General features: G+C 60.7%; 9 protein-coding genes. 3 read left to right on the forward strand and 6 right to left on the reverse strand.

Annotation, left to right across the window (positions count from 1 at the left end; translation table 11 throughout):
- Positions 1-68: 68 nt before the first annotated feature.
- Positions 69-1,028 (forward strand): GTPase, encoded by a 960-nt coding sequence (yjiA, locus tag WBR57_RS03495; RefSeq protein ID WP_424082148.1) that lies wholly within the window; start codon positions 69-71, stop codon positions 1,026-1,028.
- A gap of 88 nt (positions 1,029-1,116) precedes the next feature.
- Here the strand turns inward: yjiA and glyA are convergent, their stop codons facing one another.
- Positions 1,117-2,370, reverse strand: coding sequence for a serine hydroxymethyltransferase (gene glyA / locus WBR57_RS03500; protein WP_015885982.1), 1,254 nt, complete (start codon positions 2,368-2,370; stop codon positions 1,117-1,119).
- Between the two features lie 162 nt (positions 2,371-2,532).
- Positions 2,533-6,384, reverse strand: a complete 3,852-nt coding sequence (locus tag WBR57_RS03505; protein ID WP_424082151.1) for a sensor domain-containing protein — start codon at positions 6,382-6,384, stop codon at positions 2,533-2,535.
- Positions 6,385-6,669: 285 nt separating this feature from the next.
- On the opposite strand from WBR57_RS03505, the gene ettA reads away from it, so the two are divergent.
- Both ettA and gdhA read left to right on the forward strand, forming a co-directional pair.
- Complete coding sequence (gene ettA, locus WBR57_RS03510) at positions 6,670-8,334, forward strand: energy-dependent translational throttle protein EttA (RefSeq protein WP_116629325.1); 1,665 nt, start codon at positions 6,670-6,672, stop codon at positions 8,332-8,334.
- Between the two features lie 349 nt (positions 8,335-8,683).
- Positions 8,684-10,021 carry an NADP-specific glutamate dehydrogenase gene (gene gdhA / locus WBR57_RS03515; RefSeq protein ID WP_424082153.1) on the forward strand — a complete coding sequence of 446 codons (1,338 nt, stop codon included), beginning with the start codon at positions 8,684-8,686 and terminating at the stop codon, positions 10,019-10,021.
- Here gdhA and WBR57_RS03520 read toward each other — a convergent pair.
- The 4 genes from WBR57_RS03520 to WBR57_RS03535 form a co-directional block, all read right to left on the reverse strand.
- Positions 10,018-10,515: a GreA/GreB family elongation factor gene (locus tag WBR57_RS03520; protein WP_424082155.1), complete on the reverse strand. Its 498-nt coding sequence runs from the start codon at positions 10,513-10,515 to the stop codon at positions 10,018-10,020. The genes gdhA and WBR57_RS03520 overlap by 4 nt on opposite strands.
- A gap of 70 nt (positions 10,516-10,585) precedes the next feature.
- On the reverse strand, positions 10,586-10,942 hold the full coding sequence (locus tag WBR57_RS03525) for a hypothetical protein (RefSeq protein WP_424082157.1): 357 nt from the start codon (positions 10,940-10,942) through the stop codon (positions 10,586-10,588).
- A gap of 206 nt (positions 10,943-11,148) precedes the next feature.
- Complete coding sequence (locus tag WBR57_RS03530) at positions 11,149-13,002, reverse strand: DUF4105 domain-containing protein (protein ID WP_424082159.1); 1,854 nt, start codon at positions 13,000-13,002, stop codon at positions 11,149-11,151.
- A gap of 91 nt (positions 13,003-13,093) precedes the next feature.
- Entirely contained in the window at positions 13,094-13,582 is a 489-nt protein-coding gene (locus WBR57_RS03535; RefSeq protein WP_003215845.1) for a DUF3015 domain-containing protein, read from the reverse strand.
- Positions 13,583-13,593: the final 11 nt, after the last annotated feature.

Raw genomic sequence — 13,593 nt, forward strand, 5'->3', positions numbered from 1 at the left:
CACCGCCTTCGCGAGCAAGCCCGCTCCCACATTTGTTTTGTATTCCTTCAGTTATCAGGAGAACTGTCTTGTCCTCTCCCATCCCCGTCACCATCCTCAGCGGCTTCCTCGGCGCCGGCAAGACCACCTTGCTGCGCCACCTGCTCAAGGCCGAGCACGGCCTGAAAATCGCCGTGATCGAGAACGAATTCAGTGACGCCGGTATCGACACCCAGCTGCTGGGCGCCGAGCCGGTGCAAGTCATGACCCTGTCCAATGGCTGCGTGTGCTGCACCATCCACACCGACCTGACCAAAGCCCTGTACCTGCTGCTCGAGCGTCTGGACAGCGGCGAGATTGCCTTCGACCGCCTAGTGATCGAATGCACCGGCCTGGCGGACCCCGCGCCGGTGGCCCAGACCTTTTTCATCGATGAAGAACTGCGCGAGCGCTACATCCTCGACGGGATCATCACCCTGGTGGACGCGGCCCACTCCGAACATCACCTGACCCAGATCATCGCCCAGGCCCAGATCGGGTTCGCCGACCGCCTGCTGGTGAGCAAGCGCGACCTGGTGGACGACGCGACCTTCGACGCCCTCAGCCAGCGCCTGACCCGCATCAACCGCCGCGCCCCAATCCGCGTGGTCGATCACGGCGCCATCGACCTGGCCGAATTGCTCGATGTGCGCGGCTTCAACCTCAACGCCGGCATGAGCTTGCGCCCGGTCAGCGCTGCGCCAAGCGTCGACCGCATTTCCAGCCTGGTGCTGCGCACCGACCAGCCGCTGGATATCGACCGCCTCAGCGAGTTCATGAACGAGCTGTTGGAAGAGCACGGCAAGCAACTGCTGCGCTACAAGGGCGTGCTGAACATTGCCGGCGAAGACCGGCGGATGGTGTTCCAAGGCGTGCTGAAACTCTACGGTTTCGATTGGGATACCGAGTGGGCCGAGGGTGAGGCGCGCGAAAGTGTGATTGTGTTTATTGCCGATGAGTTGCCGGAAGACAAGATTCGCGAAGGCTTTGCCAAGGTCTATCAACCCTGACTTGAAACACAAGTAACCGCATTTCAAATGCCGACTGGCATAAAAAAGCCCGGCTCAAGAGCCGGGCTTTTTAGTCAAGCAACTGCAATCAAGCGCCGTATACCGGCAGCTTTTTGCAGATGGCCTTGACCTTCTCACGCACCGCGTCGATCACGGCTTCGTTGTTCAGGTCAGCCAGGATGTCGCAGATCCAGCCAGCCAGTTCCTTGCACTCTGCTTCCTTGAAGCCACGCGTGGTCACAGCCGGGGTGCCGAAGCGCAGGCCCGAGGTGACGAACGGCGAACGTGGGTCGTTCGGCACGGAGTTTTTGTTCACGGTGATGAAGGCTTTGCCCAGGGCAGCGTCAGCATCTTTACCGGAAATGTCCTGCTTGATCAGCGACAGCAGGAACAGGTGGTTTTCAGTACCGCCGGACACCACGTCAAAGCCGCGCTCGATAAACACGCTGGCCATGGTCTGGGCGTTCTTCACCACTTGTTGCTGGTAAGTCTTGAACTCAGGCTGCAGGGCTTCCTTGAAGCAGATCGCTTTAGCGGCGATCACGTGCTCCAGCGGGCCACCCTGGGCACCCGGGAATACCGCGGAGTTCAGCTTCTTCTCGATCTCGGCGTTGGCGCGCGCGAGGATCAGGCCGCCACGTGGACCGCGCAGGGTCTTGTGGGTAGTGGTGGTCACCACGTCAGCGTAAGGCACCGGGTTCGGGTAGACACCAGCGGCAACCAGACCGGCTACGTGAGCCATGTCGACGAACAGGTAGGCGCCAACTTTGTCAGCGATAGCGCGGAAACGCGGGAAATCCAGGATCTGCGAGTAGGCAGAGAAACCGGCCACGATCATTTTTGGCTTGTGCTCGACGGCCAGGCGCTCGACTTCGTCGTAGTCGATCAGGCCGTTGGCATCGATGCCGTATTGAACCGCGTTGTACAGCTTGCCGGACGAGGAAACGCTGGCGCCGTGGGTCAGGTGACCGCCGTGGGCCAGGCTCATGCCCAGGATGGTGTCGCCGCCTTGCAGCAGGGCCAGGTACACGGCGCTGTTGGCTTGGGAGCCGGCGTGCGGCTGGACGTTGGCGTAATCGGCGCCGAACAGTTCTTTAGCGCGATCAATAGCAAGCTGCTCAACCACGTCGACGTACTCGCAACCACCGTAGTAGCGCTTGCCTGGGTAGCCTTCGGCGTACTTGTTGGTCAGAACCGAACCTTGAGCCTCCATGACCGCTGGGCTGGTGTAGTTTTCCGAAGCGATCAGCTCAATGTGCTCTTCCTGGCGCACGGCTTCTTGCTCCATGGCGGCAAAGAGATCGGCGTCGTACTTGGCAATAGTCAAATCACGGCTGAACATGGCGGTCCTCAAGGATCGGGGGCAGAAAAGGAGGGCATTCTAACCCAATGGGTTTTAGATGGCATATGAAAGGACATCATGTCGCGGACAAGTGGGGCTCACCTGGGGATAAGCGGTGACTGTGCTAGCCCTATCGGGGGCAAGTGGCTTCACCACAAAATCTCAGTCGAACATGAAGAGGGCGTCGTTGCTGAACTGCGCCTCAAACCGGTTCGCCGGCATCGGCCGCCCGAACAGGTAGCCCTGCACCTCGTCGCAACCATGCTCACGCAGGAAGTCCAGTTGCTCATGGGTCTCCACGCCCTCGGCGATCACCGCCAGGTTCAGGCTGTGGGCCATGGCGATAATCGCGCGGGCGATCTGCGCGTCCTGCTCGCCGGACGGAAGGCCATCGACGAACGTACGGTCGATCTTCAACACGTCGATGGGGAACTGCTTGAGGTAGTTGAGCGACGAATAGCCAGTGCCGAAGTCATCCACCGCAATGCTCAGGCCCAGGTTTTTCAAGCTGTCGAGGATGTGCAGGGCTTCGTTGACTTCGCGCATCAGGATGCTTTCGGTCAACTCCAGCTCCAGGCACGCCGGCGGCAGGCCGGTGTCCTTGAGGATGGTGGCGATGCGCGTGCCCAGTTGGCCGTCGGAGAACTGCCGTGCGGAGATGTTCACCGAGACTTTCGGCACGCGCACCTTGTTCTGGTGCCAGGTCTTGAGCTGGCGGCAGGCCTCGCTGATCACCCAGTCGCCGACGTCCACCACCAGCCCGAGTTCTTCGAGTACCGGGATAAAGTCCCCCGGCGGCACCAGCCCGCGACGTGGATGGCGCCAGCGCAGCAGGGCTTCGGCGCCGGTCAGGCGTTTGCCGTCGCCGCTGAACTGCGGCTGGTAATAGAGCACGAATTCGTTCTGCTCCAGGGCGTGGCGCAGGTCGCTTTCCAGTTCCAGGCGCTCCAGGGCGCTGGCGTTCATGTCAGCCTGGTAGAACTGGAAGTTGTTCTTGCCGCGTTCCTTGGCGTGATACATCGCCGTGTCGGCGTTCTTCATCAACTGGCTCAGTTCGTTACCGTCCTGCGGGCTGAGGGCGATGCCGATACTCGCGGTCACAAAGAATTCGCGGCCTTCCAGCACAAACGGCTTAACCAGACTGGCGAGGATTTGCTCAGCCACGTGGATCGCGCGGTTCAGCGCCAATTCGCGGCTGACCCGCGGTTGCAGGAGCAAGGTGAACTCGTCGCCGCCCATGCGCGCCACGGTGTCGTCTTCGGCCACGCAGCCGAGCAGGCGAGTGGCCATTTCCTTGAGCATGCGGTCGCCGGCGGCGTGGCCCAGGGAGTCGTTGATCGGCTTGAAACGGTCAAGGTCGAGGAACATCAGCACCACCCACGACTTCTGTCGCTCGGCCGACTGCAACGCGGTGTGCAGGCGGTCCTGGAACAGCGTGCGGTTGGGCAGGTGGGTCAGGGCGTCGTAGTAGGCCAGGCGGTGGATGCGCTGTTCGCTGGCCTTGCGCTCGCTGATATCGCTGAAGAAGCACACGTAGCTGGCCAAGTCGCCTTCATCGTCGAACACCGCAGTAATGCCGACCCACGCCGGGTAATGCTCGCCGTTGCGGCGCTTGAGCCACACTTCGCCTTCCCAGGTGCTGTGCTGGTGCAATTGCTTGAGCACGTAGCGCAGGTGGGCTTCCTGTTGCTCATCGACGGTGAGCATGTTCGGCAACTGGTCGAGGACGTCCGCCACCTCATACCCGCTGACTCGGCTGAACGCCTCGTTGGCCTGCACGATATAACCGGCCGGGTCGGTGATCAGGATCGCCGACGTGGAGTGTTCGAATACCGTGGCCGCCATGCGCAGGTCTTTTTCGGCGCGACGCTGCTGGCTGATATCACGGCCCACACCGAGAATGCCCTCGAACGCGCCGTGCTCATCCCACACCAGCACCAGGCGCAACTCGATCGGCACCTTGCGGCCGTCGGCGCGCAGGCAATCGAACAGGAACAGCTGGGTCTGGATGTCATCGCGCAACGTGTTCAACGCTTCGGGATCGCCCAGCGCGCGGCTGACCTGTTCCATCAGGCTGTAGATACCGGTCAATTGCTGCGGGTTGGCGATGATCGACTGCCAGCCGTTCTTGAACACCCAATCCACGTCGTAGCCCAGCACGGCATTCACCGACGGGCTGATGTAGTTGAGGGCCAAGTGGCTGTCGGTGGAGCAGATCACGTCGCTGATGCTTTCGGCCAGCATGCGATAGCGCTGCTCGCTGTCGCGCAGGGATTCACTGGCCTCGATCTGGTCGGTAATGTCTTTGGCCACGCCGATGATCCGCGTGACCAGCGCGGTCTTGTCGCGGGCCAGGGCCTGTTCGCGAATGTCGAAGCGCCGCCACTGGTTATTGCGATGGCGAAAGCGCAGCTGGCATTGCAGCTGGGTGGTGTAGCCGATTTCGCGTTGCTGCTGGCGTAGCGCGTGGTAGTGCTCGGCGTCTTCGGGGTGCAGCAGGATTTCCCAGAAATACTCGCCCATTTGCTGCAGTTCGGCCTTGTTATAGCCGAGCGTATGGCCCAAATGGTGGTTGCTGAAAATCATCCGCTGGCTGATCACGTCCTGCACATACAGGTGGTCGGGCACGGTGCGCACCACGTCCGACCAGAAACTCTCGCGTTCCACCAGCGACAGTTCGATCAGCTTGCGGCTGGTGATATCGCTGATGCTGAGGATCACCGCCTTGAAGTCATCCTGCTGCTCGGGCAGTCGCATTACCAGCCACAGGTATTGTTCGTTGCCGGCCACGTCCTTGAGCTGAATTTCCAGCTCCAGCTGCTTCTGCTGGGTGAGGACCGCTTCGAGCACCTGGTAGCCGATGGACGTCGCGTTGCGCGGGCAGTCATCGATCAGCCGTTCCCACGCCTGATCGCAGGAGGCGACATTCAACAGGCGCACGGCCACCTGGTTGACCTCAGTGATGCGCAGTTCCTTGAGCAGTTGCTGGCGCTCGACCGGGTTGTCCTGCAGCCACGTCTGCAATTGCTCGCGGGTGTGCAAGTGCGCCTTGTCGAAAAACGCATTCAGGCCCGACAGGTCAAGCACGCACAGGGCCACGCCGGTGCCTTCGAAAATATCCTGATAACGTCGCCGGCCCTCATGCACCTGGCGCTGACGGCGGCGCATGTTCAGCAGCACAATCACCGGGATCAGCGAAAACGCCAGGCCCAACAGGCATTTGCCAATAAACGCCGGCAGCAGTTGTTCCAGCACCGCGGTGCGGTCGAACAGCCCACGCAACTGCCAATCGCTTTTGCTCAAGGGCGTGACCAGTACGCTTTTATTCAGTTCGTCCGGGGTCAGGGCGGTCGCCCATTGGGCCGGCATGCCGCTGTCACGGCCGATGACGCGGTGGTTGAGGCGGTTTTCGATGGCCCACATGGGGCGCTGGCCCTGGCTGTCCTGGCGGGTGAGGTTGGTCAGGTAGTTGGGCGTCAGGCGCAATACCCAGTACACCCGCGAGCCGCCGCTGGGCTGGTGCAGCAACAGATAAATGAGCGTGCCGTCGTTGTTGTTGCTCAGGTAGTAGGACTGCGAATGGCTGCGCTGTACCAGTTCTTCCAGCCAGGCGCTGTCCTGGCTGTCACTGGCACTGTCGGTGAGCATTGCACCGCTGGGCGCCAGCAGCGCGATACTGCGCAACTCCGGCAGAGAGCGTTGCAGGGTGCGCATCAAGGCCTGTTGCTGTTCGCCGTCACGCGGCGGCTCGACCATCGGCAGCAGGTTCAGGGCGATTTTTGCGCTCAGGGCCATGTTCAGGCTGATCTGCTCGGCCAGGTCGGCGCTGTAATCAATGGTGTATTGCTGCTGGTTTTTCTGGTTTTGCTGCAATTGGTCGAGCAGTTGCCAGAACAATAACGCGAGCAGCATGAGGACAAGCGTCGCCAATGCGCCTTTGAGGGTACCGTGCAGGGGCGCTCCCGGCGCTATATGAGCGGCGCGCAGGGGAGTTGGCGGCGTGACTTTGGACAAGCTGTGATCCTGCGGTTTGGCTGGACTGGCGCGCGACGTGCACTATAAGCCGGACGCCCGGAGGGCGGCTAGCATGCCTTGAGTTGTGGCAAAGTGCCAGCCCCGCCTGGCTGGACTGACCAAGCGCATTCAGGTAGCTTTGCCGGTTACGCGAGGGCGTTCCAGCCCCAGACATTCAGGCTTTTTCCGCACGCAGGCATTGATGATCGTCAACGGCCCGCGCGGCGCATGGCCTGGCACGGGCTTCGCCCGCTCAATTCATCAGTCACTGACGCTAGGTTCACCATGGCTCAATACGTCTTCACCATGCATCGGCTGGGAAAAGTTGTTCCGCCGAAGCGGGAAATCCTGAAAAACATTTCGCTGTCCTTTTTCCCCGGCGCCAAGATCGGCGTGCTCGGCCTCAACGGTTCGGGTAAATCCACGCTGCTGAAAATCATGGCCGGCGTCGACACCGAGTTCGAAGGCGAGGCGCGCCCGATGCCCGAACTGAACATCGGCTACCTGCCGCAGGAACCGATCCTGGACCCGACCAAGACCGTGCGTGAAGTGGTCGAAGAGGCCGTGGCCGTGATCAAGAACGCCCAGGCCCGCCTGGACGAGGTCTACGCCGCCTACGCCGAAGAAGACGCCGACTTCGACAAGCTGGCCGCCGAACAGGCCAAGCTCGAAGCCATCCTGCAGGCTGGCGACGGCCACAACCTGGAGCGCCAGCTGGAAGTCGCCGCCGATGCGCTGCGCCTGCCGGCGTGGGATGCCAAGGTCGAATTCCTGTCCGGTGGTGAAAAACGTCGTGTGGCCCTGTGCCGCCTGCTGCTGTCGGCCCCCGACATGCTGCTGCTCGACGAACCGACCAACCACTTGGACGCCGATTCCGTCGCCTGGCTGGAGCATTTCCTGCACGATTTCCCGGGCACCGTGGTTGCGATCACGCACGACCGGTACTTCCTCGACAACGTCGCCGGCTGGATCCTCGAGCTCGACCGTGGCGCCGGTATCCCTTACGAGGGCAACTACTCCGGTTGGCTGGAAGCCAAGTCCGACCGTCTGGCCGCCGAATCCAAGCAGCAGTCGGCCCACGAAAAGGCCATGAAGGAAGAACTGGAGTGGGTGCGCAAAGGCGCCAAGGCCCGCCAATCCAAATCCAAGGCACGTCTGCAACGCTTTGAAGAAATGCAGTCGCAGGAATTCCAGAAGCGCAGCGAAACCAACGAGATCTACATCCCGGCCGGCCCGCGCCTGGGTGACAAGGTCATCGAATTCAAGAACGTTTCCAAAGGCTATGGCGACCGCGTGTTGATCGACAACTTGTCGTTCTCCATGCCAAAAGGCGCGATCGTCGGCGTTATTGGTGGTAACGGTGCGGGTAAATCCACACTGTTCCGCATGCTGATGGGCAAGGAAACCCCGGACTCGGGCACCATCGAAGTCGGCGAGACCGTGCAACTGGCCTGCGTCGATCAGAGCCGCGAAGACCTGGACGGCAGCAAGACGGTGTTCCAGCAGATTTCCGATGGCTCCGACCAGATCCGCATCGGCAACTATGAAATCCCGTCGCGCACCTATGTAGGCCGTTTCAACTTCAAGGGCGGCGACCAGCAGAAGTTCGTCAAGGACCTGTCCGGTGGTGAGCGCGGTCGCTTGCACCTGGCCCTGACCTTGAAAGAGGGCGGCAACGTTTTGCTGCTCGACGAACCGTCCAACGACCTCGACGTTGAAACCCTGCGTTCCCTGGAAGAAGCCCTGCTCGACTTCCCGGGCGCCGCCATTGTGATCTCTCACGATCGGTGGTTCCTTGACCGCGTCGCGACGCACATTCTGGCGTACGAAGACGACTCGCAAGCGGTGTTCTTCGAAGGCAACTACACCGAGTACGAAGCCGACCGTAAAAAACGCCTGGGCGATGCTGCTGCTCAGCCGCACCGTGTACGGCACAAGAAACTGGCCTGATCCGGGTTGGTTTGAAAGAGCGGAGCCTTCGGGCTCCGCTTTTTTTTGCGTGTTATTCAGGTGGACCGAGGTGGATTCATTCGCGAGTAAGCCCGCTCCCACATTCGAGCGCATTCCATAGTTGGAAATCGATCAAATGTGGGAGCGGGCTTGCTCGCGAAGGCGGTTTAACGGCTGGTGCATTGCCTGATTTGAAATCCCTTTTATGGTGCAAAAAAGCCCATTTATTTATATCGAATGCACCATTTAAATTCACAAAGGCGACATTTTGCGCTTTTCAGGTGCGACATGAATTGCTAATGTCCGGCTCAATCTCCTTTAAAAACAATCAATTTGCCGAGACATTTGCATGATCGAATCCGTCGAATCCTTCCTTGCCCGCCTCAAGAAACGCGACCCCGACCAGCCGGAATTTCACCAGGCCGTAGAAGAAGTCCTGCGCAGCTTGTGGCCGTTTCTCGAAGCCAACCCCCACTACCTGACCTCGGGCATCCTCGAGCGCATTTGTGAGCCGGAACGTGCGATTACCTTCCGGGTGTCGTGGGTGGATGATCACGGCAAGGTCCAGGTCAATCGCGGGTTCCGTATCCAGATGAACAGCGCCATCGGCCCTTATAAAGGCGGCCTGCGTTTCCACCCGTCGGTGAACCTCGGCGTGCTGAAATTCCTCGCCTTTGAACAGACCTTCAAGAACTCCCTGACCTCGCTGCCCATGGGCGGCGGTAAAGGCGGCTCGGACTTTGATCCAAAAGGTAAAAGTGACGCCGAAGTCATGCGCTTCTGCCAGGCGTTCATGAGCGAGCTGTACCGCCATATCGGCGCGGACGTGGACGTGCCGGCCGGTGATATCGGCGTGGGCGCCCGCGAAATCGGCTTCCTGTTTGGCCAATACAAACGCCTGAGCAACCAATTCACTTCAGTGCTGACCGGCAAAGGCATGACCTACGGCGGCAGCCTGATCCGCCCCGAAGCCACGGGTTTCGGCTGCGTGTATTTCGCCGAAGAAATGCTCAAGCGCGGCGGCCAGCGGGTGGAAGGCAAGCGTGTGGCCGTCTCCGGCTCCGGCAACGTTGCGCAGTACGCGGCGCGCAAGGTCATGGACCTGGGCGGCAAGGTGATTTCCCTGTCCGACTCCGAAGGCACCCTGTACGCCGAAAGCGGTTTGACTGAGGAACAGTGGTCGGCTCTGCTGGAGCTGAAAAACGTGCAGCGCGGTCGCATCAGTGAGTTGGCTTCCCGCTACGGTCTGGAATTCCGCAAAGGCAAAACTCCATGGGAACTGGCTTGCGACATCGCCTTGCCATGCGCCACTCAAAACGAACTCGACGCCGAAGCTGCCCGCACCCTGTTGCACAATGGCTGTATCTGCGTGGCCGAAGGCGCCAACATGCCGACCACCCTCGAGGCTGTGGATATCTTTATCGAGGCGGGCATTCTGTTCGCGCCGGGCAAGGCATCCAACGCCGGCGGCGTGGCAGTGAGTGGCCTGGAAATGTCGCAGAACGCCATGCGCCTGCTGTGGACGGCTGGTGAAGTCGACAGCAAGTTGCACAACATCATGCAGTCCATCCACCACGCCTGCGTGCATTACGGCGAGGAAAACGGCCGGGTCAACTACGTGAAAGGCGCGAACATCGCAGGCTTTGTCAAAGTCGCCGACGCGATGCTGGCCCAAGGCATCGTCTAGGCCTCGGGCTCGATACGCAGCACTTCGATCAGTTGATCGCCGACGGGGCGCTTCCACAGCACCTCGTCGCCCACCTGGGCACCCAGCAAAGCGCGGCCCAGGGGTGAACCCCAGTTGATCAGGTTGGCGTGAGCGTCGGCCTGGTCTTCGCCGACCAATTGAATGCGCTGCTGCTCGTCCTGCTCGTTGGCGAAGGTCACCCAGCTGCCGATCCGCACCTTGTCGGTGGACGTGGCCGGGGCCACCACTTGGGCGCTGTGCACTCGCTGGTTGAAGTAGCGCAAATCCCGCTCAAGGTCGGCCTGGCGCTGCTTATCGGCCTTATCGCCTTTGGCGGTTTCTGCGCTGTGTTCGTGCTGCAACTGCGTAACCTTGGCCTGCAACTGCGCCAACCCTTGCGCAGTCAAGTGATTGGGCTGCTCGCTGACCTGGCGCTCGACCGGTTGGTCGGCCTGGGCGGCGGCGTTATCTTCGTTAACAAAAGCTCGGCTCATGACAGTCTCCCTCAATGGAGTTTGGGCCATGGTCGCCGCGCTTTAGTTTCGATGGATGTCTGAAAGCGACCTATTGCGAGCGATAGGCCCTGGCGGCGTCGCGGTCTTTCTCCTGCTGCCAGTCACGTTCGCGATCATCCCAGTGGTTGTCCTTGTAGTCGCGCAACTCCTGGTTTTCGCGCATGGCCTTGCACTGGCGAAAGCCATCTTCCCAGCCCTCGGCGTACTGCCGGTCCTTCAGATAGCGCGGCACATTCTTGCGAAACTCCCCAGTGATCACCCCAGCGGCCTGACGACCGCTGCTGCAGCCATCATCAAAGCCATCGGCAAACGCCGGTGGATAACCCTTGGCCAGCAAATCCTGATGGGTTGATTGGCAACCCGACAGCCACACTACCGCGCACAGCATTAGCGCATACCGCCACATGGCGTACTCCCTGGCCGTTTACCGGCTTATAGGGTAAGTCTAGTCAGGGATTTGTCGGGGAGGTGTGAAAGGGTGGTGAGAAAAGTGTCGGACTCAAGGCGTGCACTGATCCTGTGGTAGCAGGCGACAGCTCTGTCTGAATATATGCGAGGCCAATGTGGGAGGGGGCAAGCCCCCTCCCACATTGTGGTTTCACTGGGCGTGGGTCAGTAGTGATACCACTTCACTTCCAGCATCACCTCATTCACCGGTGAGGACAGGTGGCTGTACTCGCGCTGGGCGCTCAGGCGCAGGCCGAGGTTGCGCGACAATTCCCACTGCTGGTTCAGGCTGATGCTACGGCGCACTTCGCCATTGGTGAAGAAGTCGCCCTTGGCTTCCAGGCTCAGGTTGCCCAGCGGGTTTTTCCACAGCACGCCGGTGTTGAACCCGGCCGCCGGGGAGATGGCTTCGTTGAAGTCGTTGTTGTGCTCCACACGCACGGTGCCGAGGGCGAAGCCGAGCATGTCGTCGGTCAGTTGCCAGGTGCCGCCGGCACCGCCGTTGACGTGGGCCACCAGGGTTTCGTCGTCGTGTTTGCCGGGCACACGCTCCAGGCCGCCGGTGACTTGCCATGACCAGGGCTGCAGCAAGGCGTTGCGCGGGGTCAGGGAGCGGATGGTGGCCAAGTCGAGTTGCTGCAGTTGCCAGTGGTTGCCTTCGTACTGGCGCAGTTTCATTTGCAGGATTTCGATCTGCGCGCCGAGGGGGAAGCCTTCGGCGTTGTCGTTGAGGTCGTGGTAGGCCATGCGCAGGCCGTATTCGCCGAAGGCTTTGTCGCCACGGGTGCCGATGCCGGCTTGCCAGGTGCGTGATTCATGGCCGTTTTCCGGCAGGCCGGGCGGGGTGATTTTCAGGTCCGGCGCCGGGTTCTGGTTGATCGCGCGCAGCAGTTCGAAGCTGCGTTGCGAGCGCTCAGTGTCACGCTCCAGGCCATTGGCGCGGTAGCGGCCGAGGCGGTAGGCGGCGTCGATGATCAGCGCCTGGCGCTCGCGGGGCAGGGCTTTGAACGCCGGCTCCTGCAATTGCTTCTGGTCATCGCTGACTTTGAGTACCCATTGTTGTTCGTCGCTGTCCAGCGGCTTGGCGCGTTCGAGCAGCTCGCGCTCACGGGACGGGCGATAGTCGATCTTTTCCACCAGGCCGGCATCTTTCACGGCTTTGACCGTGTCGGTCGGGATGGCGGTGAGTGGGAACTGTTCGGTCAGGCGCAGGCCGGGACGCGCCACTTGCAGCAGTTCGAGCAGGCGATACGAGCAGTTTTCGTCGAAGAAGAAATAGTCGAACTGGATCTGCTTGAGTTCCCACACGTGCCGGACCATGCGCTCGGTCTCGAGCTGGGTCAGGTTCAGGCGGTATTCCCACAGGTCACGGTTCTCGAGGCTACGGTACTCCGAGAGTTTTTCCTGGTAGGGCACCAGGGCGAACAGGCCGGGGTAGCCGCCCATCAGGCCTTTCCAGGCGTAGAGAATGCTGTTGTCCGAGCCTTCGATATACGCGCCGAAGTTGATCGCATAGCTGAGCAGGGCGGTGTTGTTGCTCTGTACGTCAGCCTGGTCGATACGCAGCAGGGTGTGGCCGAACATCGACGACGGGCTGTTGAGGTAGGCGGCCGGGAAGATCATCACCGCGCTGTGCGGGGCGACGTCCTTGAACCATTGCTTGAATTCTGTGCAGTCCAGCGCGGGCAAGTCGGTCAGGTTCAACTGATCCTTGAGCCAGAGCGTACGTGCGGGGTAAACGCATTGGGCGTGTTTTTCACCCAGGCTGGCCGGGGCATACAGCGCCTCTACGGTGGCCTTGAGTTCCTGGTCCGGATGGTGGGCGCCATCGGGCGCAAGGAAGAATTTCTTGTCGCTGACATAGCTGCGCCAGCCGCTGATCTTGCCGGCTTCGTAATGCCCCAGGGATAACCAGAACGGATCGTTGGCCAATTGCTGCAAACGTTGATCATCGAGGTGCGGCGCCGCATACAGCGGGGCGCAAGCAAAGAGTGCCAGCCAGGCAAAGCGTTTGAGCATAGGGGCAACTTAAGTCGGAAAAAGTGAGACCCAAAGAGGAGGGGGTCCAAAAATTAAAACCCGCGCCTCGAAAGGCGCGGGCAGGTCGAGCTTAAGCCTGGGTAGCGTATTTCGCCAGACGGGTATCGCTTTTCAGTACAGCCAGGGTGTTGTTGTGCACGTCGTCAGCAGTCACGTCAGCTTTGCTGAAGATTTGCTGGAAGTGCTCGTGAGTCACGGCAGCGAAGTGCTCGCGATCTTCCGGTGCAACGCCCAGAACTACCGCGTAGGTAGTCAGTGCTTCGCCGTTGCCTTTGGCCATGTCTTCGGACAGCTCGTTCATCATGCCATTCATGGCAATCCAGGACTTGCCGCCGTAGGTCAGGGCGCTGTTGGTGCTGCAACCGTTGGTGCCCGAGGTCATGCCGAACGTGGCGTTACCGGAGGTACCGTTGGTGGTGGAAGCCAGGAAGTGCGCTGGAGTACCGCGCTGGCCTTCGAACAACATGTTGCCCCAACCGCAGTTCGGGCCACCTGGTGCTTCAGCCATTGCATTGAGGGAGACGACGGTGAAGAGAGTACCAAGAAGGATCCGTTTCATAGCTTTGTTCT

The sequence above is a fragment of the Pseudomonas sp. genome, assembly GCF_049590575.1.
Lineage (GTDB): Bacteria > Pseudomonadota > Gammaproteobacteria > Pseudomonadales > Pseudomonadaceae > Aquipseudomonas.

What these genes read in the sequence shown, in the direction of transcription:
- glyA (WP_015885982.1), bottom strand. Translation starts at nt 2,370, where the DNA reads ATGTTCAGCCGTGATTTGACTATTGCCAAGTACGACGCCGATCTCTTT.
- ettA (WP_116629325.1), top strand. Translation starts at nt 6,670, where the DNA reads ATGGCTCAATACGTCTTCACCATGCATCGGCTGGGAAAAGTTGTTCCG.
- gdhA (WP_424082153.1), top strand. Translation starts at nt 8,684, where the DNA reads ATGATCGAATCCGTCGAATCCTTCCTTGCCCGCCTCAAGAAACGCGAC.
- WBR57_RS03520 (WP_424082155.1), bottom strand. Translation starts at nt 10,515, where the DNA reads ATGAGCCGAGCTTTTGTTAACGAAGATAACGCCGCCGCCCAGGCCGAC.
- WBR57_RS03525 (WP_424082157.1), bottom strand. Translation starts at nt 10,942, where the DNA reads ATGTGGCGGTATGCGCTAATGCTGTGCGCGGTAGTGTGGCTGTCGGGT.
- WBR57_RS03530 (WP_424082159.1), bottom strand. Translation starts at nt 13,002, where the DNA reads ATGCTCAAACGCTTTGCCTGGCTGGCACTCTTTGCTTGCGCCCCGCTG.
- WBR57_RS03535 (WP_003215845.1), bottom strand. Translation starts at nt 13,582, where the DNA reads ATGAAACGGATCCTTCTTGGTACTCTCTTCACCGTCGTCTCCCTCAAT.